The organism is Micromonospora sp. WMMA1949 (assembly GCF_027460145.1).
GTDB lineage: Bacteria > Actinomycetota > Actinomycetes > Mycobacteriales > Micromonosporaceae > Micromonospora.
This window is the reverse complement of the sequence record NZ_JAPZBG010000001.1, coordinates 3,167,031-3,191,401: the sequence shown is the minus strand read 5'-3', so window position 1 is coordinate 3,191,401 and position 24,371 is coordinate 3,167,031. Positions and strand designations below refer to the sequence as shown.

General features: G+C 72.6%; 23 protein-coding genes. 13 read left to right on the top strand and 10 right to left on the bottom strand.

The genetic code is table 11. The annotated features are described in order from the left end of the window. Positions 1-501: 501 nt before the first annotated feature. Together O7607_RS15115 and O7607_RS15110 are read right to left on the bottom strand one after the other, a co-directional pair. Positions 502-1,185, bottom strand: a complete 684-nt coding sequence (locus O7607_RS15115; protein ID WP_269703870.1) for a response regulator transcription factor — start codon at positions 1,183-1,185, stop codon at positions 502-504. A 21-nt stretch (positions 1,186-1,206) separates the two neighbouring features. Further along, complete coding sequence (locus O7607_RS15110; protein ID WP_269703869.1) at positions 1,207-2,499, bottom strand: sensor histidine kinase; 1,293 nt, start codon at positions 2,497-2,499, stop codon at positions 1,207-1,209. Positions 2,500-2,700: 201 nt separating this feature from the next. Here O7607_RS15110 and phoU point away from each other — a divergent pair, with 201 nt between their 5' ends. Continuing rightward, positions 2,701-3,345: a phosphate signaling complex protein PhoU gene (phoU, locus tag O7607_RS15105; protein ID WP_269703868.1), complete on the top strand. Its 645-nt coding sequence runs from the start codon at positions 2,701-2,703 to the stop codon at positions 3,343-3,345. Between the two features lie 46 nt (positions 3,346-3,391). Here phoU and O7607_RS15100 read toward each other — a convergent pair whose 3' ends face one another. Then, positions 3,392-4,159, bottom strand: a complete 768-nt coding sequence (locus tag O7607_RS15100; RefSeq protein WP_269703867.1) for a phosphoglyceromutase — start codon at positions 4,157-4,159, stop codon at positions 3,392-3,394. A gap of 150 nt (positions 4,160-4,309) precedes the next feature. Between O7607_RS15100 and O7607_RS15095 the strand changes: the two genes are divergently transcribed. Both O7607_RS15095 and O7607_RS15090 read left to right on the top strand, forming a co-directional pair. Next, positions 4,310-5,635, top strand: a complete 1,326-nt coding sequence (locus tag O7607_RS15095; protein ID WP_269703866.1) for an MDR family MFS transporter — start codon at positions 4,310-4,312, stop codon at positions 5,633-5,635. An 80-nt stretch (positions 5,636-5,715) separates the two neighbouring features. Then, positions 5,716-6,963: an MFS transporter gene (locus O7607_RS15090; protein ID WP_269703865.1), complete on the top strand. Its 1,248-nt coding sequence runs from the start codon at positions 5,716-5,718 to the stop codon at positions 6,961-6,963. Positions 6,964-7,357: 394 nt separating this feature from the next. Here the strand turns inward: O7607_RS15090 and O7607_RS30480 are convergent, their stop codons facing one another. The 3 genes from O7607_RS30480 to mshA form a co-directional block, all read right to left on the bottom strand. Then, positions 7,358-8,218, bottom strand: coding sequence for a hypothetical protein (locus O7607_RS30480; RefSeq protein ID WP_442929526.1), 861 nt, complete (start codon positions 8,216-8,218; stop codon positions 7,358-7,360). 287 nt (positions 8,219-8,505) lie between these two features. Then, positions 8,506-9,039: a YbjN domain-containing protein gene (locus O7607_RS15075; protein ID WP_269703862.1), complete on the bottom strand. Its 534-nt coding sequence runs from the start codon at positions 9,037-9,039 to the stop codon at positions 8,506-8,508. A 51-nt stretch (positions 9,040-9,090) separates the two neighbouring features. Next, a complete protein-coding gene (mshA, locus tag O7607_RS15070; RefSeq protein WP_269703860.1) occupies positions 9,091-10,452 on the bottom strand; it encodes a D-inositol-3-phosphate glycosyltransferase in 1,362 nt (453 codons plus the stop codon). Between the two features lie 171 nt (positions 10,453-10,623). Here mshA and O7607_RS15065 point away from each other — a divergent pair, with 171 nt between their 5' ends. Together O7607_RS15065 and O7607_RS15060 are read left to right on the top strand one after the other, a co-directional pair. Further along, the gene (locus O7607_RS15065; protein ID WP_269703859.1) at positions 10,624-11,388 is read left to right on the top strand and encodes an SDR family oxidoreductase; all 765 of its coding nucleotides are present in this window, start codon (positions 10,624-10,626) and stop codon (positions 11,386-11,388) included. Further along, positions 11,388-12,170 carry a class I SAM-dependent methyltransferase gene (locus tag O7607_RS15060; RefSeq protein ID WP_269703858.1) on the top strand — a complete coding sequence of 261 codons (783 nt, stop codon included), beginning with the start codon at positions 11,388-11,390 and terminating at the stop codon, positions 12,168-12,170. Before O7607_RS15065 ends, O7607_RS15060 begins: the two co-directional genes overlap by 1 nt. Positions 12,171-12,422: 252 nt before the next feature. On the opposite strand, the gene O7607_RS15055 is transcribed toward O7607_RS15060, so the two are convergent. Next, on the bottom strand, positions 12,423-13,514 hold the full coding sequence (locus O7607_RS15055; protein WP_269703857.1) for a UDP-N-acetylmuramate dehydrogenase: 1,092 nt from the start codon (positions 13,512-13,514) through the stop codon (positions 12,423-12,425). A gap of 64 nt (positions 13,515-13,578) precedes the next feature. Here O7607_RS15055 and O7607_RS15050 point away from each other — a divergent pair, with 64 nt between their 5' ends. From O7607_RS15050 to O7607_RS15020, 7 genes are all read left to right on the top strand, one after another. Continuing rightward, positions 13,579-14,340: a maleylpyruvate isomerase family mycothiol-dependent enzyme gene (locus O7607_RS15050; protein WP_442929486.1), complete on the top strand. Its 762-nt coding sequence runs from the start codon at positions 13,579-13,581 to the stop codon at positions 14,338-14,340. 173 nt (positions 14,341-14,513) lie between these two features. Then, positions 14,514-15,821 (top strand): ABC transporter substrate-binding protein, encoded by a 1,308-nt coding sequence (locus O7607_RS15045; RefSeq protein WP_269703855.1) that lies wholly within the window; start codon positions 14,514-14,516, stop codon positions 15,819-15,821. A 70-nt stretch (positions 15,822-15,891) separates the two neighbouring features. Then, positions 15,892-16,881 carry a carbohydrate ABC transporter permease gene (locus tag O7607_RS15040; RefSeq protein WP_269703854.1) on the top strand — a complete coding sequence of 330 codons (990 nt, stop codon included), beginning with the start codon at positions 15,892-15,894 and terminating at the stop codon, positions 16,879-16,881. Next, positions 16,878-17,711, top strand: a complete 834-nt coding sequence (locus O7607_RS15035) for a carbohydrate ABC transporter permease (protein ID WP_269703853.1) — start codon at positions 16,878-16,880, stop codon at positions 17,709-17,711. The genes O7607_RS15040 and O7607_RS15035 overlap by 4 nt, the downstream gene beginning before the upstream one ends. Then, on the top strand, positions 17,708-19,075 hold the full coding sequence (locus O7607_RS15030; RefSeq protein WP_269703852.1) for a GH1 family beta-glucosidase: 1,368 nt from the start codon (positions 17,708-17,710) through the stop codon (positions 19,073-19,075). Before O7607_RS15035 ends, O7607_RS15030 begins: the two co-directional genes overlap by 4 nt. Before the next feature lie 19 nt (positions 19,076-19,094). Next, positions 19,095-20,102 (top strand): LacI family DNA-binding transcriptional regulator, encoded by a 1,008-nt coding sequence (locus O7607_RS15025; protein WP_269703851.1) that lies wholly within the window; start codon positions 19,095-19,097, stop codon positions 20,100-20,102. A 106-nt stretch (positions 20,103-20,208) separates the two neighbouring features. Then, positions 20,209-21,114: a GNAT family N-acetyltransferase gene (locus tag O7607_RS15020; protein WP_269703850.1), complete on the top strand. Its 906-nt coding sequence runs from the start codon at positions 20,209-20,211 to the stop codon at positions 21,112-21,114. Here O7607_RS15020 and O7607_RS15015 read toward each other — a convergent pair. Together O7607_RS15015 and O7607_RS15010 are read right to left on the bottom strand one after the other, a co-directional pair. After that, entirely contained in the window at positions 21,107-21,625 is a 519-nt protein-coding gene (locus O7607_RS15015) for an O-acetyl-ADP-ribose deacetylase (RefSeq protein WP_269703849.1), read from the bottom strand. The two genes, O7607_RS15020 and O7607_RS15015, sit on opposite strands and share 8 nt — an antisense overlap. Before the next feature lies 1 nt (position 21,626). Further along, positions 21,627-22,418 (bottom strand): EI24 domain-containing protein, encoded by a 792-nt coding sequence (locus tag O7607_RS15010; protein WP_269703848.1) that lies wholly within the window; start codon positions 22,416-22,418, stop codon positions 21,627-21,629. A 40-nt stretch (positions 22,419-22,458) separates the two neighbouring features. Here O7607_RS15010 and O7607_RS15005 point away from each other — a divergent pair, with 40 nt between their 5' ends. After that, a complete protein-coding gene (locus tag O7607_RS15005; protein WP_269703847.1) occupies positions 22,459-23,451 on the top strand; it encodes a helix-turn-helix transcriptional regulator in 993 nt (330 codons plus the stop codon). Here O7607_RS15005 and O7607_RS15000 read toward each other — a convergent pair. Next, the gene (locus O7607_RS15000) at positions 23,442-24,356 is read right to left on the bottom strand and encodes an SDR family oxidoreductase (protein ID WP_269703846.1); all 915 of its coding nucleotides are present in this window, start codon (positions 24,354-24,356) and stop codon (positions 23,442-23,444) included. The two genes, O7607_RS15005 and O7607_RS15000, sit on opposite strands and share 10 nt — an antisense overlap. Positions 24,357-24,371 lie beyond the last annotated feature (15 nt).

The following is a 24,371-nucleotide window of genomic DNA, read 5'->3' as shown; positions in this document are numbered from 1 at the left end:
CGCGTCAACACGGCCGGCCAGACGATCTGCCAGGATGGAAGGCACGGACGGTTCTCCCTTGCACGGGACGACGTTCGGACGGCGTCGGCCCGGGAGACGATCACCCGGCGGCACATCTGTGATGAGTCACGCGACACCAATCGCGGACAGGCTTCTGATCAGGCCAGCAAGGTGGGCCGGGCCGACGCCGGCAACCCACGAGGACAGGTCGCGCTTCACGGCACACCCTTCTGCGGTGGCCAGATCTTGCATGAGTCACTCGTCGATCACCGACGTCGAACCCTACCGATACCAACCCCTCCCGGAACCGGCCCACCTATAGAAGCGTCGCGTGCGCGAAGGAGTCTCGGCGGGTCGAGGACCGAGAACTCCCCGCGCGAGAGACCCCGGGGTCGGGGATCTTGGAGTTGTGGCACCTCGCGGATGATGCGAAGCGGGCATGCCGGGCGCCACAACTCCAAGATCGCCGCAAAGGGCTCAACGCGGGGCAGCCCGGGCGGATCAGGGCTCGAACTTGTAGCCCAGGCCGCGGACCGTGACGATGTAGCGCGGCGCGGACGGCTCCGGCTCGATCTTGGAGCGCAGCCGCTTCACGTGCACGTCCAGCGTCTTGGTGTCGCCCACGTAGTCGGCGCCCCACACCCGGTCGATCAACTGGCCCCGGGTGAGCACCCGCCCGGCGTTGCGCAGCAGCAGCTCCAGCAGCTCGAACTCCTTGAGCGGAAGCTGCACCCCGGCACCGCCGACTGTCACCACGTGCCGTTCGATGTCCATCCGGACCGGGCCGGCGGCGAGCGTCGGCGCGCCCGTCTCGTTCGACTCGGCGCTCTGCCGGCGCAGCACCGCCCGGATGCGGGCGACCAGTTCACGCGGCGAGTACGGCTTGGTCACGTAGTCGTCGGCGCCGATCTCCAGGCCGACCACCTTGTCGATCTCGCTGTCCCGCGCGGTGACCATGATGATCGGCACGTGCGAGCGCTGCCGGAGCTGCCGGCAGACCTCGGTGCCGGACATCTCCGGCAGCATCAGGTCGAGCAGCACGATGTCGGCGCCGGTCCGGTCGAACTCGGTGAGGGCGGCGGTGCCCGTCGCTGCGACGGAGACCTCGAACCCCTCCTTGCGGAGCATGTAGGACAGGGCGTCGGAGAACGACTCCTCGTCCTCGACCACCAGTACGCGGCTCAACGGGTGTTTCCTTTCCTGTGGTCAGACCTGCCGGAGCTCGGCCGGGCCGGTCTCGATCCCAGCGGAGGCGAGTGTCGTCTCCAGGTCGTCCGGGGGGCGTGCGGGCAACCGGAGGGTGAACGTCGACCCCCCACCAAGGGTGCTCGACACCTCCACCCGGCCGCCATGGTTGCTGGCGATGTGCTTGACGATGGCCAGGCCCAGGCCGGTGCCGCCCGTCGCCCGGGAGCGGGCCTGGTCGGCGCGGTAGAAGCGTTCGAAGATCCGATCGACCTCGTTCGGGGCGATGCCGATGCCCTGGTCGGCCACGGCGATCTCGACGTGCTCCCCGGTGCCGGTGACCGTCACCCGGACCGTGGTGTCCTCGCCGGAGTAGGTGATCGCGTTCTCCACCAGGTTCGCCACAGCGGTGGCGAGTTGGCTGTCGCTGCCGTACACGGTCAGGCCCCGCTGCCCGCCGACGGCGATCTCCACCCGGCGCGCGGTGGCCGCGGTGCGGGTGCGGTCGACGACCTCGGCGAGCACCCAGTCCACCGAGACCGGCTCGGGGGCGGGCTGCGGTTCGGCGCCCTGGAGGCGGGTCAGTTCCAGCAGCTCCTGCACGAGGCGGCCGAGGCGGGTCGACTCGTGCTGGATCCGCTCGGCGAACCGCCGCGCGGCGACCAGGTCCTCGGACAGGTCGGGCGCGCCGCCGACGGCCGGTTCGGTGGCGTCGACGAGCGCCTCGGCGAGCAGTTGCAGCGCGCCGATCGGCGTCTTCAGCTCGTGGCTGACGTTCGCGACGAAGTCCCGGCGTACCCGCGCGAGACGGTGCGACTCGGTGACGTCTACTGCTTCGATCGAGATGTAGCCGGAGCCCAGCCCCATCGCCCGCAGGTGCACGCCGAGCGGGTTGTCACCGCCGCCGTCGCGGCCCCGGGGCAGGTCCAGCTCGATCTCGCGCCGCACGCCCGTGCGGCGGACCTGCCCGGCGAGGGTACGGATCAACGGGTGCGCCGCGATCGACCCCGGCGTCGCCCCGGTACGGAGCAGACCCATCGCCCGGGCGGCCGGGTTCACCAGCACCGGCACGTCGTCCGGGTCGAGCACCACCACGCCGGCGCGCAGCGAGTCGATCGTCTTGCGGCCGAGCCCGGATAGGCCACCCTGCGCTTCGTCCGGAATCGTCGGCCTCCCTGCGTCACGACGGGGTGTCCCGCCGCCCCGCGACGCCCGGCGGCGCCGCCATTCGTCCACGCGTCCGGACAGCAGCGCCCCGGCGACCAGCCCGGTCACCAGCGCTCCGGCCACCACGATGGCCACCGCCCATTCCACCCGGCGATCGTAGGGTCATTGTTAACCCAGGGATCGGGCACAAAGGGACGAACCACTCTCGCTTTCGGCAAAGTTCACCTACGGGCCCCGCGTCGTTCATCCGCGTTCACCCTGGTGCCGACCGTTCGGCCTAGCGTGGGGCGCGCACCTGCTCCTGCCGTACCCCGTCGGGGTGACGGCCATCGACCCCAGGAAGTGACGATGCGCGACGAGTTCCGGGCCGACCTGCAGATTGTCAGCCAGCTGCTGGTGGACATGGCCGAGGCGGTACGCGCGGCCATGCGGCAGGCCACCAAGGCGCTGCTCACCGCCGACCGGACGGCCGCCGAGAAGGTGATCGCGCGGGACGCCGAGATCGACGACCTCTACCGGCACGTGGAGGAGCGGGTCTGTGACCTGCTGGCCCGCCAGGCGCCGGTGGCCTCCGACCTGCGAGCGATGATCACCGCGTTGCACGTCGCAGCCGATCTGGAGCGGATGGGCGACCTGGCCGACCACGTGGCGAAGACGGCGCTGCGCCGGCACCCGTCCCCGGCGGTGCCGGCGGAGCTGCGGCCGGTCTTCACCGACATGGCCGGGATCGCCGACCGGATGGCCGAGAAGATCGGCTCGGTGCTGGCCAAGCCCGACGCCGACGTGGCCGCCGAGCTGGACGGCGACGACGACGCGATGGACGACCTGCACAAGAGCCTGTTCGGCGTGCTCCTCGGCGACGACTGGCCGTACGGGGTGGAGACGGCGATCGACGCGACGCTGCTGGGCCGCTTCTACGAGCGCTTCGCCGACCACGCGGTGAACGCGGGCGAGCACGTGGTCTACCTGATCACCGGTTCGACGTCCGCCTGAGAACCGCGGGCGGGGCCGCCTCGGGGGAGGCCCCGCCCGCGCCGTGTCAGCGGCCCTGGTTGGCGACCGCGGCGGCGGCGGCCTTCGCCGCGTCCGGGTCGAGGTACGTGCCGCCGAGCACCTGCGGCCGCAGGTCGGCGTCCAGGTCGTAGCGCAGCGGGATGCCGGTGGGGATGTTCAGCTTGGCGATCGCCTCGTCGGAGATCTGGTCGAGGTGCTTGACCAGGGCGCGCAGCGAGTTGCCGTGCGCGGCCACCAGCACCGTCCGGCCGGCCAGGATGTCCGGCACGATCGAGTCGTACCAGTAGGGCAGCATCCGTTCGACGACGTCCTTCAGGCACTCGGTGCGCGGCATCAGCTCGGTCGGCAGCAGCGCGTACCGGGGGTCGCCGACCTGCGACCACTCGTCGGCGTCATCGATCGGCGGCGGCGGCGTGTCGTACGAGCGGCGCCAGAGCATGAACTGCTCCTCGCCGTACTCGTCGAGGGTCTGCTTCTTGTCCTTGCCCTGCAGGGCGCCGTAGTGGCGCTCGTTGAGCCGCCACGACCGGCGTACCGCGATCCAGTGCCGGTCGGCGGCGTTCAGCGCCAGCTCGGCGGTGCGGATGGCCCGGCGCATCAGGCTCGTGTGCACCACGTCCGGCAGCAGGTCGTGCTCGCGCAGCAGCTCGCCGCCGCGCCGCGCCTCGCTCTCCCCCTTGGCGGTCAGGTCGACGTCGACCCAGCCGGTGAAGAGGTTCTTCGCGTTCCAGTCGCTCTCGCCGTGCCGCAGCAGGACCAGCGTCCCGACGGTGGGCCCCTCGCTCGCAGTCATGCCGATCATCCTGCCGTACCGGGCAAGCGGACACGCGGCGACCGGTGGTGACGACCACCACGTGGAAAACCTGATGACCACGACTCCGGCCCGGCACTAGGTTGTAAGGCGCTTTAAACAGATCGGTCATTACCACACGGGGGCATCGGGATGCGGACGGTACGAGGCTGGTTCCAGGACACGGCGGGTGGCCTGCCACGGACGTTCTGGTACCTCTGGGCCGGCACGCTGATCAACCGGCTCGGCTCGTTCGTCCTGATCTTCCTGGCCATCTACCTCACCCAGGAACGCGGCTTCTCCGCCGCCCAGGCCGGACTGGTGATCGGCCTCTGGGGCGCCGGCGGCGCGGTCGGCACCACCATCGGCGGCACCCTGACCGACCGCTGGGGACGGCGACCCACGCTGCTCGCCGCCCACGTCGGCGCGGCGGGCATGATGATCGCGCTGGGCCTCGCCCGGCCGCTCTGGGCGGTGGCGGTGGGCGCGCTGCTGCTCGGCGCGTTCGCCGAGGCGGCCCGCCCGGCCTTCGGCGCGATGATGGTCGACGTGGTGCCGGACAAGGACCGGCTGCGCGCCTTCTCGCTGAACTACTGGGCCATCAACCTCGGCTTCGCCTGCGCCGCCGTGCTCGCCGGCTTCGCCGCCCAGGGCAGCTACCTGCTGTTGTTCCTGGTGAACGCGACCACCACGCTGGTGACCGCGCTGATCATCTTCGCCAAGGTGGGCGAGACCCGCGGCCCGGTCACCGTGCTCCCGGTCAAGGGGATGCCGGCACCGGCCGGAGCGCTGCGCACCATCCTCGCCGACCGGGTGTTCCTCGGCTTCGTCGCGCTCAACCTGCTCGCCGCGCTGGTGTTCCTCCAGCACATCTCGATGTTGCCGATCGCCATGGGCGACTCCGGGCTCAGCCCGGCCACGTACGGGTCGGTGATCGCGCTCAACGGCGTGCTCATCGTGGTCGGCCAGTTGTTCGTACCCCGGCTCATCAAGGGCCGCAGCCGCTCGCACGTGCTGGCGCTCGCGTCGCTGGTGATGGGCGCCGGCTTCGGGCTCACCGCGCTCGCCGACACGGTCTGGCTCTACGGCCTGACCGTGCTGATCTGGACCCTCGGCGAGATGCTGAACTCCCCGTCCAACGCCACCCTGATCGCGGAGCTGTCCCCGGCCGCGCTGCGCGGCCGCTACCAGGGCGTCTTCTCGCTGTCCTGGCAGCTCGCGGGCGCCGCCGCGCCGATCCTCGGCGGCCTGGTCCGCGAGCACGCCGGCAACAGCGCGCTCTGGCTCGGCTGTGCGGGCATCGGCGTCGTGGCGGCGGTCGCCCACCTGATCTCGGGCCCGGCCCGCGAGCGCCGCGCGGTCGCGCTGCGCACCGTGGGCACCCCGGTCACGCCGGTCACCGCCACCCCCACCCCGGCGCCCGAGGCGGGCGAGGCCGCGGCGACCGCACCCGCCGCGCCGGTCCGGGCCGGTTCCTGAGTACGCCCCGACGCGACCGCCCCGAGGCCTGTGGATACCGTACGGGACGGAATCGGTAAGGAAACCTTTCTGGAGGACGGGTGCGCGGCCTGCGGCGCTGGTGGGACGACACGGCCGGCGGACTGCCGGCCACGTTCTGGTACCTCTGGTCCGGCCTGCTGATCAACCGGGCAGGCGCGTTCGCGCTGCTGTTCCTGTCGCTGTACCTGACCGCCGCGCGGGGTGCCCCGCCGTCGCTGGCCGGGCTGGTGGTCGGCGCGTACGGGATCGGCGGCGCGGCCGGCACGCTGCTCGGCGGCGTCCTCGCCGACCGCTGGGGACGCCGGGCCACGCTGCTCGCCGCCCACCTGGCCGCCGCCGCACTGATGGCGGCGCTGGCGTTCACCACGCACCTGGCGGTGATCGCCGCGCTGGCCACGCTGGTCGGGGTGGTGCACTCGATGCCCAGCCCGGCGTTCGTGGCCGCCATCGTGGACGTGGTGCCCGAGGCGCGCCGCTCCCGCGCGTTCAACCTCCAGTTCTGGGCGTTCAACCTGGGCATGGCGGTGGCCTCGCTGCTGGCCGGTCTGCTCGCCGAGGCGAGCTTCACGGCGCTGTTCCTGGTCGACGCCGGAGCCACGCTGGCGGCGGCGGTGGTGATCGCGCTGAAGGTGCCGGAGACACTCACCCGGCGGCCGGCGCTCACGCCACGGGCGGTGGTGGGACGCCGTCCCGGGCTGCACACCGCGCTGACCGACCGCACGTTCCTGGTGTTCGTCGGGCTCACGTTCCTGCTGGCCGTGCTGACCATGCAGACCTCGACGATCATGCCGCTGGCGATGCGCGAGGACGGTCTGCGCCCGTCGGCGTACGGGCTGGTGGTCGCGCTCGGCGGGGCGCTCATCGTGGCCGGGCAGCTGTTCGTGCCCCGGCTCATCGAGCCGTACCGCAAGTCGAGCGTGCTGGCCGTCTCCACCGGCCTGATGGCGCTCGGGTTCGGCGCGCTGACGGTGGCCGACGGGCTGCCGCTCTACCTCGGCGCGGCGGTGGTCTGGACGGTCGGGCAGATGCTCGCCGCGCCGCCGAACGCGCAGATCAACGCGGACCTCGCGCCGCCCGAACTGCGCGCCCGTTACCAGTCGGTGTTCTACCTGACGTTCCCGGCCGCGTCGTTCGTGGCGCCGGCGCTCGGTGGGCTCAGCCTGGAACACCTGGGCGAGCGGCACTGGCTGGTGGTGGGCGCGCTCGGGCTGCTGGCCGCCGCCGGGCACCTGCTGGCCGGGCCGCGCCGGGAACGGCGGGTGGCCGCGCTGCGTGCGGCGGCGGAACCGGTCACGTCCGTCCGCTGAGGGGCGGCGACAACGGCAGAGGAGAGGCAACGGCAGAGCGCCCACCCCGACCCCCGTCGAGATGGGCGCTCGTACCGTACGCCCGGCGGCGGCGGGCGACACTCACCCCCGTAAGCGTCGCCCGCTCGCGCCGCCGGTTCCACGGGTGGCACCGTCCCCCAACGGCGTGCTCCACCCGATCTTCGCGTCTCGCCTGCGCGGATCTGATCGATCCGCCGCTCCCCCGAACGTAAACAAGCGTGACGCGGTGCAATAAAGTTAGTTCGCCCGGATTCCGGATTCAACCCAGAACGCTGTCTTGCCCGTCACAGCGCCCGTGTCGGAAACCCGGCTGTCCCTGTTGTCGTCCCTGGAGTGGCAAACACGGCGTTCCCGGCCGCCATTCCCGTAAACCTCAGCCGTCCTCGCGATTCGGGTTCTCGGTCCGGAAGAAGTTGCTCTGCCGGCCGTCCCGCATCTGCTCCTGGTAGATCAGGTTCAGCCGCCGCAGGTCGAACGTGCGGAACCAGTCGTCCCAGGTGATCTCCCGGATCCGGCTGCTCTCCCGGTACCCGGGGATGTTGAACGTCAGCACCCCGGCCCGGCCCTCGCGCTCCGTGCCGGCGATGGTGGCGGGTTTCGCACCCCGCGCCCGCGCCCAGCGCTGGATCACCTCGTGGTTACGGGTGACCAGGCTCCGGCCCGGACGCTCCGGCCGGTCCGCGAGCGACGTGATGAGCTGCGACGACCCGATCGACCGGCTGGACGCCGGGCCTCGGGTCGGCGCCGCCTGCGCCCGGGCGGACGACGCCTTCCGCGCCGGCGCCGCCTTGGCCCGCGACGGAGCAGCCTTGGCACGCGAAGGAGCGGCCTTGGCACGCGACGGAGCGGCCTTCGCCCTCAACGGAGCCGCCTTCGCCCTCGACGGCGTCGCCTTCGCCCGAGCGGGCGCGGCCTTCGCACGGGAGGACGCGGCAGTGGCCCGAGCCGGGGCCGCCTTCGCGCGGGACGGAGCTGCCTTGGCACGCGCCGTCGTCGCCCGCGACGAGGTCGCCTTCGCCCGGGCGGGCGCCGCCTTGCGCGTACCCGTGGCCTTGGCCCTGGCACCGGTGGCGCGTGCGGCCGGCGCGGCCTTTGCCGGCGACGTGGCACTCCGGCGGGCCGACGTGGTCCGCTTCGCCGCCGTGGTCTTCTTCGCGGCGGTGCTCTTGCGGGTCGCCGACGGCCGGCCGGCCGGGCCGGCGCTCCGCCGGGCGGCGCCGCCCTCCCCGCGCATGGTCCGCGCCAGGGTCTTCACCAGTTCCGGCTTCCGTAGCGCGGAGATCCCGGCGACCCCGCGCCGCTTGAGCTGGCTGCGGAGGTCGTCGACCTTCATCCGGGAGATCTCGGACTCCGACACCCTCGGGGTGTTCGGCGTCTGGTTGCCGGTTTGCCGCTTGGTCCGGGTCGCAGTCGTGCCGCGACCTGAGCTGTTGCGCTGAGCCATGGGACACGCTCCTCGACAGTCCGTCCTCGGCCCGCGGTGGGTCCCAGTGCTCCGCACCGCGCGGGGCGGCATACCCGTCAGGAGGGCTCTGAACCTCCGGCGGACGATCCGGCAGTGGCGGAGGGCTCGAAAAGGTGCGCGAACGCGGCCAGGTTCGCCGTCGACTCGCCACGCTTGACCCGCCACTCCCACTCGCGGCGGATGGCGGTGCCGAAGCCGATCTCCAGCATGCTGTCGAACGACTCGTCGGCGTACGTCAGCACGGAACCGAGCAGCCGGTCCAGCTCGTCGGCGTCGACGCCGGCCAGGTTTACCCGCCCGGTCAGGTAGACGTCGCCGACCGCGTCGATGGAGAACGAGACGCCGTACATGCGGGCGTTGCGCTGGAGCAGCCAGGCCCACAGTTCCTCGCGGCGCTCGTCGGGCTGGCGCATCACGAACGCCTCGACCCGCAGCGCGTGCTCACCCACGATCAGGTTGCAGATCGTCTTGAGCTTGTGCGTGCCGGGCAGCGTCACCGCGTACGACGCCTCGCCGGTGGAATCCCACTCCAGCTCGCGCTCCGCGCAGACGGACTCGATCAGCGCGGCGACCTCACTCCTGCGGCTCATCGCACCCACTCTACGACCGGTGTACCGGGGCCGCCCGGTGGCCGGTGGAGATCACCAGGAGCACAGGGCGGCCGGTTCGCCGAGCCGCCGCGCCAGCCGGGCCCGGTGCTCGGTGATCGCCTCCCCGTAGACCGCGAGCAGGCCCGAGGCGGTGCGGTGCCAGGAGAAATCCCGGGCGTGCCGCTCGGCGCCCCGGCCCAGCGCGGCACGGCGTAACCGGTCGGGCAGCAGCCGGGCCAACGCCCGCGCCCAGTCGACCGGGTCGTGCCCGTCGATGAGCATGCCGCTGACGCCGTCGCGTACCGCCGTGACCAGGCCGCCCACGGCGGCGGCCAGCACCGGCGTGCCGCACGCCTGGGCCTCCAGCGCGACCAGCCCGAACGACTCGTTGTGCGAGGGCACCGCGACCAGGTCGGCGGCGCGGTAGAGGGCGGGCAGGTCCGCGCCGGTCTGCGGCGGGAGGAACCGCACCCGGTCGGCCACGCCGAGCGCGTGCGCCAACTCGATCAGGGCGGTGGGCCGGTCCAGGCCGCTGCCGCTCGGACCGCCGCAGATCACCACGGTCAGCTCGTCGGCCAGCGCCGGATCGCGCTCGCGGAGCGCGGCGACGGCCCGGACCAGCACGTCCGGCGCCTTGAGCGGCTGGATCCGGCCGACGAACGCGACCACGTACCCGTCGACCGGCAGGCCGAGGCGGCGGCGCGCGGCCCGGGTCGCGGCGTCCCGGTCGCCCGCGGCGGGACGGAACCGGTCCAGGTCGACACCGGGCTCCACGACCGCCACCCGGTCCGGCTCGGCCGCGTACCGGTCGAGCAGGTCGCGGGCCTCGACCCGCGTGTTGGCGACCAGCCGGTCCGCCTCGGTGACCACCTGCTCCTCGCCGATCACGCGCGCCTTCGGCTCGGGGCGGTCCCCGGCGGCGAGGCGGGCGTTCTTCACCTTCGCGAGGGTGTGCGCGGTGTGCACCAGCGGCACGCCCCAGCGTTCCTTGGCCAGCCAGCCGACCTGGCCGGAGAGCCAGTAGTGCGAATGGATCAGGTCGTAGTGCCCCGGCGGGCGGGCGGCCTCGGCCCGCAGCACCCCGGCCGTGAAGGCGCAGAGCTGACCCGGGAGTTCCTCCTTGGTCAGCCCCTCCAGCGGCCCGGCGGTGACGTGCCGGACGGACACGCCGGGCGCCACCTCGACCACCGGGGGCAGGTCACCGGCGGTGGCCCGGGTGAAGATCTCCACCTCGACGTCGGCCTCGGCCAGCCGCCGGGCGACCTCCAGGATGTAGACGTTCATGCCACCGGCGTCGCCCGTACCGGGCTGGTGCAGCGGCGACGTGTGCACCGACAGGGTGGCGATACGTCGCGGCCGCGGCCACGGAAGGGCACCTCGCTGACGACCGACACCGGTGTGCAATTCCGCCACGTCCGCTCCCTCTGTCACGGTTGATGCCGTCCCGCACGACCGGCGCTTCTCGGTCAACCCGTGTGCCGGATGTCATCTTCCCCATCGGGGTACGGAAATGCTTTCCGCCGGGTCCCGGGCGTGACGGACCTCATCCCGCCGACCGGCCCGGCGACGGGAGACAATGGCCGGATGACTGCAGTCGCCATCGTCACCGGGGCGTCCAGCGGGATCGGCGCGGCCACCGCCCGCCGGCTCGCCGCCGAGGGATTCCACGTGCTGGCCGCCGCCCGGCGTACCGACCGGCTGGCCGCGCTGGTCGCCCAGATCGAGGCGGACGGCGGCGCGGCGACAGCGGTGGCCTGCGACGTGACCTCGGACGATTCGGTGGCCGGCCTGGCTGCCGCCGCCGAGGCCGCCCCCGGACCGGTCACGCTGCTGGTGAACAACGCCGGCGGCGCCCGCGGCCTGGACCCGGTCGAGACCGCCGACGTGGGCGACTGGCAATGGATGTACGACGTCAACGTGCTCGGCACGCTGCGCGTCACCAAGGCGCTGCTCCCGGCGCTGGAGCGCTCCGGCGCCGGCACCGTCATCATCGTCAGCTCCACCGCCGGGCACGTGGTCTACGAGGGTGGCGGCGGCTACACGGCCGCCAAGCACGCGCAGACCGCCATCGCCGGCACGCTCCGGCTCGAACTGTGCGGCCGGCCCGTCCGGGTGATCGAGATCGACCCCGGCATGGTGAAGACCGAGGAGTTCGGTCTGGTCCGCTTCGGCGGTGACGCCGACCGGGCCGAGGCGGTCTACGCCGGAGTCGCCGAACCACTGGTGGCCGACGACGTCGCCGACTGCGTCGCCTGGTGCGCGACCCGCCCGCACCACGTCAACATCGACCAGCTCGTGGTGCGCCCGCTGGCCCAGGCCGCGCAACACAAGGTGCACCGGACGTCCTAATGGAGCGTCCGCTCGGCGTGGCCACCCGGGGGACCACCAACCCCAACCGGCTCCGGCGGGTGGACAACTGGATCGTCGAGACCTGCGGCGACGCGCTGCGCGCCGCCGCCGATCCGCTGGTGGTGGACCTCGGCTACGGCGCCACCCCGGTCACCCCGGTCGAGCTGCGCGCCCGGCTGGCGTCCGGGGTCCGCGCCGACGTGCGCGTGGTCGGCCTGGAGATCGATCCGGTACGCGTGGCCGCCGCCCAGCCCGCCGCCGACCCGCCCGGGCTGACGTTCGCCCGGGGCGGCTTCGAACTGGCCGGGCTGCGCCCCGCGCTGGTACGGGCGTTCAACGTGCTCCGCCAGTACGACGAGAGCGAGGTGGCCGACGCCTGGCGTACCGTCACCGGGCGGCTCGCGCCGGGCGGGCTGCTGGTCGAGGGCACCTGCGACGAGCTTGGACGGCTCGGCTCCTGGGTGCTGCTCGACGCCACCGGCCCGCGCACCCTCACCCTGGCGGCGAAGCTCTCCACGCTGGAGAGCCCGGCCACGCTCGCCGAGCGGCTGCCGAAGGCCCTGATCCACCGCAACGTGCCGGGTGAACGCGTCCACGACCTGATCGAGGCGCTGGAGCACGGCTGGCGCTCGGCCGCCGGGTACGCCCCGTTCGGCCCTCGTCAGCGCTGGCTGCGCACCGTCGACGCGGTGAAGGAGTCAGGCTGGCCGATCCAGGACACCCCGCGCACGTGGCGCCACGGCTACCTCACGCTCCCCTGGCCCGCCGTAGCTCCCCGCTGACCCAAGCCCCCAGCCCGCCACCCCTCCCCGCTCCGCCCCGCCCCGCCCCCCGTCGATCTTGGACTTGTGGCGCCTCGAATGCCCGGTAAACGCAGTTCGCGAGGTGCCACAACTCCAAGATCGGCAAAACCACCGCCCTCCCCGGGCCCTCGGTGCGTTGATCTTGCACTTCCTGCCTCGGCAAAACGGGTTAACGCGCCCCGGAACGAGGGCCGGAAGTGCAAGATCGCGGGTGAGGCGGGCGGGGGTGGGTCAGATGGTGCAGTTGATGAGGACCGGCTCGGGGTGCAGGGTTACGCCGAAGCGGGACTGCACGCCGTCGCGGATCTCGCGGGCCAGCGTCACCAGCGCGGCCGTACTGGCCGTGCCGGAGCGGTTCGTCAGCGCGAGCGTGTGCTTGCTGGAGATGGCGACGCCTTCCGGGCCCGCGTACCCCTTGCCGAACCCGGCCTTGTCGATCAGCCACGCCGCGCTGACCTTCACCGTGCCGTCGGCGCCCGGCCAGCCCGGCGGCTGTCCCAGGTCGGCGGCGCGTTCCCGCAGCTGCTCGAAGACCTCGCCCGGGAGCACCGGGTTCGTGAAGAACGAGCCCACCGACCAGGTGTCCGGGTCGGCCGGGTCGAGCACCATGCCCTTGCCGGCGCGCAGTTTGCGCACCGTGGCGCGGGCGTCGGCGAGCGGCACCCGGTCGCCCACCTCGACGCCGAGCGCCCGGGCCAGTTCGGCGTAGCGGACCGGGCCGGACAGCGGGGACCGGGTGAGCCGGAAGTCGACGGTGAGCACCACCCAGCGGTCGCTGTACTTGAAGATGCTGCCCCGGTAGACGAATCCGCAGTCCGCCGCGGCGATCCGCACCACCTCGCGGCGGGTCCGGTCGTACGCCTCGACGGCCACGATCGTCTCGGCGACCTCCTGGCCGTACGCGCCGACGTTCTGAATCGGGGTCGCGCCGGCCGACCCGGGGATGCCGGAGAGGCACTCCAGCCCGGACCAGCCGCGCTCGACGGTGGCGGCGACGAGGTCGTCCCACGGCTCGCCGGCTTCGACACGTACCGTGACGGTGTCGCCGTCCTCGGCAACGGCCTGGAACCCCCGGGAGCGGACGAGCACGACGGTGCCGGGGAAGCCCTGGTCGCCGATCACGACGTTGCTGCCGCCCGCCAGCACCAGCACGGCCTGCTCTCGGGCCTCCGCTTCCTGCACTTTTAGTACGATCTGGGCGGCGTTCTCGGCGGTCTCCAGCCGCCCGGCGGGTCCGCCGAGCCGGAGCGTGGTGTAGCGCGCCAGGGTGGCCGGGTCGGTCGGGTCACCGGCAGTAGCCGGTTCGGCGTAGACGTCTGACACGCCTTTCACCCTAGGCTGAGGGGTAGCCGGAGCACCCACTGGTGGCCCGGTCACCCCCGGGAGGATGGCGATGAGCAGACTGCACCACACGAAGGACTTCTGGATCGGCGCGCTGCGCACGGAGGGCCCCGCCTTCGCCGCGGCGGTTACGGAGGCGCCGCCCGAGACACCCGTGCTGTCCTGTCCCGGCTGGACGGTCACCGATCTCGCTCATCACCTGACCCGCACGTACGTCTGGGCGGGCACCGTGCTGACCGCCGGCGTCCCGACCCGTCCCGAGCGGCACGACCCGGAGCCGCCGGCGGACCTCACCCCCGCGCAGTGGTACACCCGGGAGTACGAACGGATCAGCGCGCTGCTGGAGGCGACGGACCCGGAGTCGCCGGCGTGGAACTTCGCGCCGCAGCCGAAAAAGGCGGCCTTCTGGCCCCGCCGGCTGGCCCACGAGACCGCCGTGCACCGCTGGGACGCCCAGCTCGCGATCGGTGCGGGTGATCCGATCGAGGCGAAGCTCGCGGCCGACGGGGTGAGCGAGGTGCTGGACACCTGGCTGCCGGCGGGCCGGCGGACGCAGCCCGGGCAGTGGCACGGCGTGGTGCAGCTGAACGCGACGGATGCCGCGCAGGAGTGGTACCTGCGGTTGCGGGGTGAGGGCGTCGCGCTGCTGGACACCGCGACGATCCTCGACCACGACGACCACCGCGCACGGGCGCAGGTGGCCGGCACGGCGAGCGATCTGCTGCTGGCGCTGATGGGCCGGATCAGCTTCGACGCGTTGGACGTGGCGGGCGACCGTACGTTGCTGGGCGGCCTGCGGGTCGGCTGACCAGGGCACCTGGCGGAGAGGGGCGGCCACCGCCCCTCTCTTTTTCGGACCGCTCTGAGAGCGCTCTCTTGACAAGGTCCACGGCCCTCCCCCACGCTGTCGTGAGAGCGCTCTCTTAGTTCCGGAACCGCCTTCCACCACCCGTTTCGACGACCCGAGAGGTCAGGGACAGCATGCTCACCTTCACGCGCCGCCGCTTGGCGGCGGTTGCAGTGGTCGCCGCCACCGCGCTGCTCGGCACCACCGCCTGCGGTGGCGGCGACGATGCCGCCGCCGACGGGCCGATAACGCTCACCGTCGACGTCTTCGGCCAGTTCGGCTACGCCGACCTCTACCAGGAGTACATGGCCAGCCACCCCGGCGTGAAGATCGTCGAGCGGGGCACCGGCGGCAACCTCGACGAGTACTCCCCGAAGCTCACCCAGTGGCTCGCCGCGGGCAAGGGCGCCGGCGACGTGGTCGCCATCGAGGAGGGCCTGCTCGTCGAGTACAAGGCCAACCCGCAGAACTTCGTCAACCTGCTCGACCACGGCGCGGCCGACCTGAAGGGCAACTTCCTCGACTGGAAGTGGAACCAGGGGCTCACCGCCGACGGCAAGCAGCTCATCGGCCTCGGCACGGACGTCGGCGGCATGGCGATGTGCTACCGCACCGACCTGTTCGCCAAGGCCGGTCTGCCCACCGACCGCGAGGCCGTGTCCAAGCTCTGGCCCACCTGGCAGGACTACATCAAGGTCGGCGAGCAGTTCACCGCGAAGAAGACGGGCGCGTCGTTCCTGGACGCCGCGACGAACACCTTCAACACGATCCTGCTCCAGACCGCCGGCAACAGCAGCGGCTACAGCTACTACGACACCAGCAACAACCTGGTCGTCGGCAGCAACCCGGCGGTGAAGCAGGCGTACGACACCACGATGGACATCATCGACTCCGGGCTGTCCGGCAAGTACGGCTCCTGGTCCGAGGAGTGGGTGTCGGCGTTCAAGCAGTCGAAGTTCGCCACCATCGCCTGCCCGGCCTGGATGACCGGCGTGATCGAGGGCAACGCGGGCACGGGCGCCAAGGGCAAGTGGGACATCGCCCAGATCCCCGGCAACGGCGGCAACTGGGGCGGGTCGTTCCTCGCCGTGCCGAAGCAGAGCAAGCACCAGGCCGAGGCGATCGAGCTGGCCAAGTTCCTGACCAGCGCCAAGGGTCAGATCGGCGCGTTCAAGGCGAAGGGTCCCCTGCCCTCCTCGCCGCAGGCGCTGGAAGACCCGGCGATCATCGACTCGAAGAACGCCTACTTCTCCGAGGCGCCGGTCGGCAAGATCTTCGCCGAGGGCGCCAAGAGCCTGAAGCCGGTCTACATGGGACCGAAGAACCAGGCCGTACGCACCGAGGTCGAGAACGCCGTCCGCAGCGTGGAGCTGGGCAAGCGCTCACCGGAGCAGGGCTGGACCGACGCGGTAGCCAACGCCGAGAAGGCCGCCGCCAAGTAACCCGAGCAGCGCGTGCGGGCGGCCACCCGGCCACGGGGGCCGCCCGCACGGCGGAAAGGAGTCCCGGGTCATGGCCGTCCAGCTCGACGCCCGCCCGCCGGTCGCACCGGCACCCCGCCCCACCCGTCCCGGCCTGGGCAACCGGCTCAGCCGACTCGACACGAAGTACTCGCCGTACCTGTTCATCGCCCCGTTCTTCCTGCTGTTCGGCGTCTTCGGGGCGTACCCGCTGGCGTACACGTTCTGGGTCTCGCTGCACGACTGGGACCTGCTCGGCGCCGAGCACCCCTTCATCGGTTTCGACAACTACACCCAGCTGCTCGCCGACTCGGACTTCTGGCACTCGGTGGTCAACACGCTGGGCATCTTCGTGATCTCCACGGTGCCCCAGCTGCTCGCCGCGCTCTGGCTGGCCAACCTGCTCAACCGGCAGCTCCGCGCCCGGACGACCTGGCGGATGGCGGTGCTGATCCCGAACGTCACCTCGACCGCCGCCGTGGCGATCGTGTTCGCGGTGCTGTTCGGCCGCGAGTTCGGCATGATCAACTGGCTGCTCGACCACGTCGGCATCAACGCGATCGACTGGAAGGCGAACCGCTTCGCCGCCTGGGTCGCCATCTCCACCATGGTCGACTGGCGCTGGACCGGCTACAACGCGCTGATCTTCCTGGCCGCCATGCAGGCCATCCCCCGCGACCTGTACGAGTCGGCGGCGATCGACGGGGCCGGCCGGGCCCGGCAGTTCTGGTCCATCACGGTGCCGCTGCTCAAGCCGACGATCATCTTCGCGGTCATCATCTCCACCATCGGCGGCCTCCAGCTCTTCACCGAGCCCCGGATGTTCAACTCCGGCACCAACGCGATCCGCGGCGGGCCGCTGCGCGAGTCGCAGACGGTGACCATGTACATGTTCGAGAACGCCTTCGCGCCGCACTACAACTTCGGCTACGGCTCCGCCGTCGCCTGGCTGCTGTTCGCGCTCATCGCCGTGGTCGCGGCGATAAACGTCCTGCTCCTGCGCCGGCTCGGCGGCGGCTCCCGCAAGGAGGTCTCCCGATGACCCGCCTCTGGTCGGCCAGCCGGCTCACCTACCTGGCGCTGACGCTCTCGGCCGTCCTGTCGATCTTCCCGATCTACTGGATGTTCGTGGTGGCCAGCCGGACCAGCGACACGATGGGCCAGGTGCCGCCGCCGCTCACCCCCGGCGGCAACCTCGGCGCCAACATCGCCCGGCTGTTCGACAACACCGACGCGTACTTCCTGACCGGCTTGATCAACTCGGCGATCGTGGCCACCACGGTCACGATCTCGGTGGTGTTCTTCTCCACGCTGGCCGGGTTCGCGTTCGCCAAGCTGCGCTTCCGTGGGCGCAACGCGCTGCTGCTGGTCATCGTCGCCACCATGATGGTCCCCACCCAGCTCGGCGTGATCCCGCTCTACCTGCTCATGACGAAGCTGAACTGGAACGACCGGCTGCCCGCCGTGATCGTGCCGGCGCTGGTGACCGGCTTCGGCGTGTTCATGATGCGGCAGTACGCGGGCCAGGCGGTGAGCACCGAGCTGATCGAGGCGGCCCGGATGGACGGCTGCAACACCGTACGGATCTACTGGAACGTGGTGCTGCCCGCGCTGCGCCCGGCCGCCGCCGTCCTCGGCCTGCTCACGTTCATGACCACCTGGAACGACTTCCTGTGGCCGTACGCGGTGCTGAACGACCCGGAGAACCCGACGGTGCAGCTGTCGCTGCGGGCGCTGTCCGACGGGTACTACCAGGACATGTCGCAGGTGTTCACCGGCACGGCCATCGCCACGCTGCCGCTGCTGCTGGTGTTCATCGTCTTCGGCCGCCAGATCATCGGCGGCATCATGGAAGGTGCGGTCAAGGCATGAGCAACGTCCGATTCCCGGAGGGCTTCGTCTGGGGCGGGGCCACCGCCGCGTACCAGATCGAGGGCGCCGCCCGCGACGACGGTCGCGGTCCGTCGATCTGGGACACCTTCAGCCGTACGCCGGGCGCGGTGTTCGCCGGCCACACCGGCGACGTGGCCTGCGACCACTACCACCGGTACGCCGAGGACGTCGCGCTGATGGCCGAGCTGGGGCTGCGGGCGTACCGGTTCTCGGTGTCCTGGCCCCGCGTGCGGCCGGACGGTACCGGCCCGGTCGAGCCGCGCGGGCTGGACTTCTACGACCGGCTGACCGACGCGCTGCTGGCCGCCGGCCTCGACCCGATCGTCACGCTCTACCACTGGGACCTGCCGCAGGCGCTGGAGGACCGGGGCGGCTGGACCGTCCGGGAGACCGCCGAGCACTTCGCCGAGTACGCGCTGGCCGTGCACGGCCGCCTCGGCGACCGGGTCCGCACCTGGACCACGCTGAACGAGCCGTGGTGCTCGGCCTACCTCGGGTACGGCTCCGGCGTGCACGCGCCGGGGCGGCGGGACGCCGGTGACGCGTTCCGGGCCGTACACCATCTGCTGCTCGGCCACGGCCTGGCGGCACGGGCGCTGCGCGCGGCCGGCGCGGAGACGCTCGGGATCACGCTCAACCTGGCCGACGTCCAGCCGGCGGACGCGGACAGCGCCGCTGACGCCGAGGCGGTCCGGGTCGTCGACGGCCTGCACAACCGGATCTTCCTGGACCCGCTCACCGGCGCCGGCTACCCGGCGGACGTGCTGGCCCACGTCAGCCGAATCGTCGCGCCCGACTTCATCAGGGACGGGGACGAGAAGCTGATCGCCGCGCCGCTGGACCTGCTCGGCCTGAACTACTACGCGCCCACCTACGTGGCCGGGCGGGCGGGCGGCGCCGGTGGTGACGCGTACCCGGGCACCGCCGGGACCGTCGAGTTCCTGCCGCCGGCCGGGCCGCTGACCGACATGGGCTGGTCGATCGAGCCGGCCGGGCTGACCCGGCTGCTGGAACGGGTGGCCGCCGACTACCCCGGGCTGCCCCTGGTCATCACCGAGAACGGCGGGGCGTTTCCGGACACCGACGTCGACGAGCAGGGCGGGGTGGCCGACGCCGACCGGGTCGCCTATCTCGACGGGCACCTGCGCGCGGCGCACGAGGCCATCGCCCGGGGCGTGGACCTGCGCGGTTATCTCGTATGGTCGGTGCTGGACAACTTCGAATGGGCCGAGGGTTACCGGAAGCGGTTCGGGATCGTCCACGTCGACTACCTGACCCAGCGGCGCACACCGAAGCGCAGTGCCCGCTGGTACCAGGAGGTGATCGCCCGGAACGGGCTGTGACGAGGTGGTGGTTACGGGGATGACGACGGCACAGCGACCGACCCTGGAGGCGGTGGCCCGGCTGGCCGGCGTGTCCCGGGCCACCGTCTCCCGGGTGGTGAACGGCTCGACCACTGTCGCCGAGCCGATCCGGCAGGCGGTACGCCGGGCGGTCGAGGAACTCGGGTACGTCCCGAACCTCGCCGCCCGCAGCCTGGTCACCCAGCGGACCGACTCGGTGGCGCTGGTACTGCCCGAGGCGGCCACCCGGGTCTTCTCCGACGACCAGGTGTTCCCGGGCATCATCCGGGGCGCCGCGCAGGAACTGGAGGCGGCGGACAAGCAGCTCGTGCTGATGCTCGCCGGCTCACCGGCCGGGCACGAACGGGTCGAGCGGTACACCACCGGGCGGCACGTCGACGGGGTGCTGTTCGCCTCGCTGCACGGCGAGGACCCGCTGCCCGGCCGGCTCGCCCGCCTCGGCATTCCGGTGGTGTGCAGCGGACGGCCACTGGACGGCGCCGACGTGCCGTACGTGGACGTCGACCACGAAGGCGGCGTGAGCACGGCGGTCCAGCACCTGATCGCGAGCGGGCGGCGGCGGATCGCCACCATCGCCGGGCCGCAGGACATGGTGGCCGGGATCGAGCGGCTGATCGGCTACCGCAGCGCGATCACCGAGGCCGGGCTGCCGGAGCTGGTCGCGTACGGCGACTTCACCCGGGAGTCCGGCACCGCCGCGATGCGGGAGCTGCTCGCCGCCGACCCGGAACTGGACGCCGTGTTCGCCGCCTCCGACCTGATGGCGCACGCCGCCCTGCGCACGCTGCGGGAGGCCGGGCGGCGGGTGCCCGAGGACGTGGCGGTGATCGGGTTCGACGACATCGAGACGGCCGCCTACACCGAGCCGCCGCTGACCACAGTGCGGCAGCCGATAGTGGAGCTGGGCCGGTCGATGACCCGGCAGTTGCTGCGCATCGCGGCGGGCGAGACGGTCGAGCAGGCGCTGATGCTCCCCACGGAGCTGGTGCTGCGCGAGTCCGCGTAAGGAAGGGCCCCTCTTAACGCCTCAGGTAGAGGAGGGGCCCTTATTAACAGCCCGCTCCGCGTTAACCGGTCGCGGGGCGGGTGGCGGCGGGTCTAGGGTCCGCCCGATGAGTGCAGCCGAGATCCGTCCCGCCCGTCCCGACGACGCGCCCGCCGTGGTGGCGTTGCGCGCGCTCGTCTACCCCTACCTGGTGCGCGGCGTCGAGTCGACCCGCCGCATGATCGCCGAGCCGCCGCCCGGTGAGGGCTGGGCCGGCTGGGTCGCCGAGGCGGGCGGGCAGATCGTCGGCTGGGTGTCGGCGTACCGCAACACACAGACCTCGACACCGGGCGTGGGCGAGATCGCCCTGCTGCACGTGCATCCGGAGCACCGCCGCCAAGGCGCCGGCACCGCGCTGTTCGACACCGCGCTCGGCCACCTGCGGACGCTCGGGACCACCCGGGTGCTCACCCACGCGCGTACCGAGTCGCTGCCGTTCGCGCAGCGGCACGGCTTCACCGCCAGCCGGGAACTGCGCTACTCGGCGCTGGACCTGACCACCGCCCCGCCGATGCCGCAGCCGCCGCCGGGCGTACGGCTGGTGTCCGCCGCCGGGCTCGACCCGCGCATGGTCCACCGGGTCGACGCCGAGTCGTCCCGGGACGAGCCGGGGGACGTGCCGACTGATGCGCTCGGCTTCGACCTGTGGCGGCACGAGTGCTGGGACAACCCGGGGCTGGACCGGGAGGCGAGCACGCTCGCCGAGGTGGACGGGGAACTCGTCGCGCTGAGCCTGGTGAAGCGGGACGGCGACCGGATGTGGTCGGACTTCACCGGCACGTTGCCCGCGTACCGGGGCCGGGGCTTGGCCCGGCTCACCAAGCAGGCCGCGCTGCACGCCGCCGCCGCGCGCGGGGTACGGACCGCGTACACCTCGAACGACGAGGCGAACGCGCCGATGCTGGCCGTGAACGAGCGGCTCGGCTACCGGCCGGTGGACAGCCAGTGGTCGTGCCGGCGCAAACTCACGTGAGCCCGGCGGCCACCCGCACCGCCGTCGCGTACGTGTCGGCGCCGAACAGCACCAGCCGCGCCTCGGTGACGTGCTCCGGGGTGGCCGCGTGCAGCACGGTGAGCGCCTGCGCCACCGCGTCGTCGACCGGCCAGCCGTAGATCCCGGCGGAGATCAGCGGGAACGCCACCCGGGTCGCGCCCAGCCCGTCGGCGACGCGCAGGCTGTTGGCGTAGCAGTCGCGCAGCAGCGCCGAGCGGTCCTCGCGCGGCGAGAAGACTGGCCCGACGGTGTGCACCACCCAGCGGGCCGGCAGGTTGCCGGCGGTGGTGGCGACCGCCTGGCCGGTGGGCAGCCCGCGCGGGTAGCGGGAGGCGCGCAACGCCTCGCACTCCTCCAGGATCGCCGGGCCGCCGCGCAGGTGGATCGCGCCGTCCACGCCCCCGCCGCCCAGCAGCGACGAGTTGGCGGCGTTGACTATCGCGTCGACCTGCTGCGCGGTGATGTCCCCCTCGATCAGGACGGTGTCCATCTCAGCTCTCCTCGACGGGCTGGCCCAGCGAGCGGCGGGCCAGCAGCGCGGCCCCGGCGACGGCGGCCGGCATGACCAGCACCGCGCCGAGCGGGATCAGGAAGCACAGGAAGACCGCCACCCCGAAGCCGAGCGCCGTGGGCCGGTCGGCCCGCAGCCGCGCCCGCCGGTCCGGCAGCCGCATCCCGCGCCGGTAGAACGGCGCGCCGACCAGTTCCAGTGCCAGGAACCAGCCGCCCACCAGGGCACCGACCACCGGGACCACCGTCTGTCCCACCACCGGGATGAAACCGGCGGCGAACAGGGGTACGCCGATCAGCGCGGACAGCGCCACCAGGCGCAGCGAGTCGGCGACGCTGCGCCGCAGCGAGGACCAGAACGGCACGTCCACCGCACCGGGGGTGCCGCCGAGCCGGTCCTCGACCCGCTCGGAGATCGCCTCGTAGAACGGGTCGCCGATGACGAGCGTGACGGCGGTGAACGTGAGCACCCCGACCAGCCCGGCGACCCCGACCACCGCCAGGCCGGCGGCGACCCGCAGCAGCCCGCGCCAGGTCGACGACCAGTCGTCGGCGAACGGGGTGAGCCAGCCCGCCAGGTCGTCCACGAAGTAGAGCAGCGTGGCGAACAGGGCCACGTAGAGCGCTCCGGTGATCAGCGCCGGGATCACGCCGAGCAGCATCAGCTTCGGGCTGCGGACGTACATGCCGAAGCCGCGCAGCAGCAGCCCGGCGCCGCCGAGGAAGCGGGTGGCCGCGCCGGTGACCGGCGCGATCGTACGGGAGGCGTTCACGACGGCACAGCCTAGTGGGCCGGTGCACCACAATGGGCCGGTGCGTGCGTCCCGGCTGATCTCGCTTGTGCTGCTGCTCCAGTCGCGGGAGACGATGACCGCCGCCGAGCTGGCCCGCGAGCTGGAGGTGTCCGAGCGGACCGTCTACCGGGACGTGCTGGCGCTCTCCGCCGCCGGTGTCCCGGTGTACGCGGACCGGGGCCGGGCGGGCGGCTACCGGCTGCTGGGCGGCTACCGGACCCGGCTGACCGGGTTGAGCCGGGACGAGGCCGAGGCGCTGTTCCTGGCCGGGCTGCCCGGACCGGCCGGGGACATGGGACTGGCGGACGCGGTGGCCGCCGCCGAACTGAAGGTGCTGGCCGCGTTGCCGCCGAGCCTGCGGGACGCGCCCGCGCGTACCGGGCAGCGGTTCCACCTGGACGTGCCCGGCTGGTTCCGGGAGACCCCGGCGCCGCCGACGCTCGCCGAGCTGGCCCGGGCGGTCTGGCGGGACCGGATGGTGGAGCTGCGCTACCGGCGCGGGGACCGGGAGGTGACCCGCGTGCTGGCGCCGTACGGGCTGGTGCTGAAGAACGGGGTCTGGTACCTGGTCGGCCGGGTCGGCGACGGCTGGCGGACGTACCGGGTGGACCGGGTGGTGGCGGTCGACGTGAGCGCCGACGGCTTCGAGCGGGACGGGGACTTCGACCTCGGGGCGTACTGGCGGGAGCAGGCCGGCGCGTTCCTGCGCGAGCTGCTGCGGGAGCGGGTCACCGTGCGGCTCGGCCCGGCCGGGCTGCGGGCGCTGCGGCACCTGGTGGACGCGCCGTTCGTCTACACCGAGGCGGTGAACGCGGCCGGGCCGCCGGACGAGCAGGGCCGGCTGGTGCTGCGGCTGCCGGTCGAGTCGATCGACGTGGCGTACACCCAGTTGCTGGCGCTCGGCCCGGAGGCGGAGGTGCTGGCGCCGCCGCGGCTGCGGGCCCGCTTCGCCGAGGCGGCCCGCCGCGCGGCGGCGCTCTACACCGATCCGCCGTCAGACGGTCAGCGGTAGCCGTCCGGGTCGGCCGGCTTGCCCGGCTTGACCACCTCCTCGTAGTAGCGGGCCCAGTGCGGGCGGCTGCCGTCGACGTCGGTGAAGCCGTACACCTGGGCCAGGCCGCCGCTGTCCAGCGACTTGCCGTTCCAGCGGGCCCGGTCCGGGTCGGCGGCCAGGGCCGCGACCGCGCGCCCGACGAACGCCGGCGTCTCCGACATGACGAAGTGCGGTTCGGTAGCCGCGCCGTCGCGCCAGGTGGCCTCGGTGACGCCGTAGTGTTCGAGCATCGCCTCCGAACGCAGCCAGCCCGGCGTGAGCGCGACGGCGGTGCAGCCGTGCGGGGCCAGCTCGTGCGCCTGGCTGAAGCCGAGCCGGTTCACCGACACCTTCGCCAGGTCGTAGAAGACCGACAGGCGGTACTCGGTGTCGTTGTGCTCCTTGGTGCCGTCGCCGACCTCGACGACCAGGCCGCCCGGGTTGCGGATCAGCAGCGGCAGCGCGAAGTGGCTGGTGATGATGTGCGTGTCGACAGCCAGCCGCAGCGTGCGGAAACCGGCGTCGAGCGGCTGCTCCCAGACCGGCTTCTCCCAGGTGATCAGCGGGTCCGCGCCCCAGACGTCGTTGACAAGCACGTCGAGGCGGCCCTGCTCGGCGTCGATCCGCTCGACCAGGGCGCGTACCTGTTCGGGGTCGAGGTGGTCGACAGCGACGGCGATGCCGGTGCCCCCGGCGGCGGTGACCAGCTCGGCGGTCTCCTCGATGGTCTCCGGCCGGTCCATCTCGGAGCGGCGCTCGCGGGTGGTGCGGCCGGTGGCGTAGACGGTGGCCCCGGCGGCGCCGAGCTGCACGGCGATCTGCCGGCCGGCGCCCCGGGTCGCGCCCGCGACGAGCGCGACAGTTCCGGTCAGTGGTGAGTTCATGGGACCACCGTGTCA

What these genes read in the sequence shown, in the direction of transcription:
- phoU (WP_269703868.1), top strand. Translation starts at nt 2,701, where the DNA reads ATGCGCGACGAGTTCCGGGCCGACCTGCAGATTGTCAGCCAGCTGCTG.
- O7607_RS15100 (WP_269703867.1), bottom strand. Translation starts at nt 4,159, where the DNA reads ATGACTGCGAGCGAGGGGCCCACCGTCGGGACGCTGGTCCTGCTGCGG.
- O7607_RS15095 (WP_269703866.1), top strand. Translation starts at nt 4,310, where the DNA reads ATGCGGACGGTACGAGGCTGGTTCCAGGACACGGCGGGTGGCCTGCCA.
- O7607_RS30480 (WP_442929526.1), bottom strand. Translation starts at nt 8,218, where the DNA reads ATGCGCGGGGAGGGCGGCGCCGCCCGGCGGAGCGCCGGCCCGGCCGGC.
- O7607_RS15075 (WP_269703862.1), bottom strand. Translation starts at nt 9,039, where the DNA reads ATGAGCCGCAGGAGTGAGGTCGCCGCGCTGATCGAGTCCGTCTGCGCG.
- O7607_RS15065 (WP_269703859.1), top strand. Translation starts at nt 10,624, where the DNA reads ATGACTGCAGTCGCCATCGTCACCGGGGCGTCCAGCGGGATCGGCGCG.
- O7607_RS15060 (WP_269703858.1), top strand. Translation starts at nt 11,388, where the DNA reads ATGGAGCGTCCGCTCGGCGTGGCCACCCGGGGGACCACCAACCCCAAC.
- O7607_RS15050 (WP_442929486.1), top strand. Translation starts at nt 13,579, where the DNA reads ATGGCGATGAGCAGACTGCACCACACGAAGGACTTCTGGATCGGCGCG.
- O7607_RS15045 (WP_269703855.1), top strand. Translation starts at nt 14,514, where the DNA reads ATGCTCACCTTCACGCGCCGCCGCTTGGCGGCGGTTGCAGTGGTCGCC.
- O7607_RS15040 (WP_269703854.1), top strand. Translation starts at nt 15,892, where the DNA reads ATGGCCGTCCAGCTCGACGCCCGCCCGCCGGTCGCACCGGCACCCCGC.
- O7607_RS15035 (WP_269703853.1), top strand. Translation starts at nt 16,878, where the DNA reads ATGACCCGCCTCTGGTCGGCCAGCCGGCTCACCTACCTGGCGCTGACG.
- O7607_RS15030 (WP_269703852.1), top strand. Translation starts at nt 17,708, where the DNA reads ATGAGCAACGTCCGATTCCCGGAGGGCTTCGTCTGGGGCGGGGCCACC.
- O7607_RS15025 (WP_269703851.1), top strand. Translation starts at nt 19,095, where the DNA reads ATGACGACGGCACAGCGACCGACCCTGGAGGCGGTGGCCCGGCTGGCC.
- O7607_RS15020 (WP_269703850.1), top strand. Translation starts at nt 20,209, where the DNA reads ATGAGTGCAGCCGAGATCCGTCCCGCCCGTCCCGACGACGCGCCCGCC.
- O7607_RS15015 (WP_269703849.1), bottom strand. Translation starts at nt 21,625, where the DNA reads ATGGACACCGTCCTGATCGAGGGGGACATCACCGCGCAGCAGGTCGAC.
- O7607_RS15000 (WP_269703846.1), bottom strand. Translation starts at nt 24,356, where the DNA reads ATGAACTCACCACTGACCGGAACTGTCGCGCTCGTCGCGGGCGCGACC.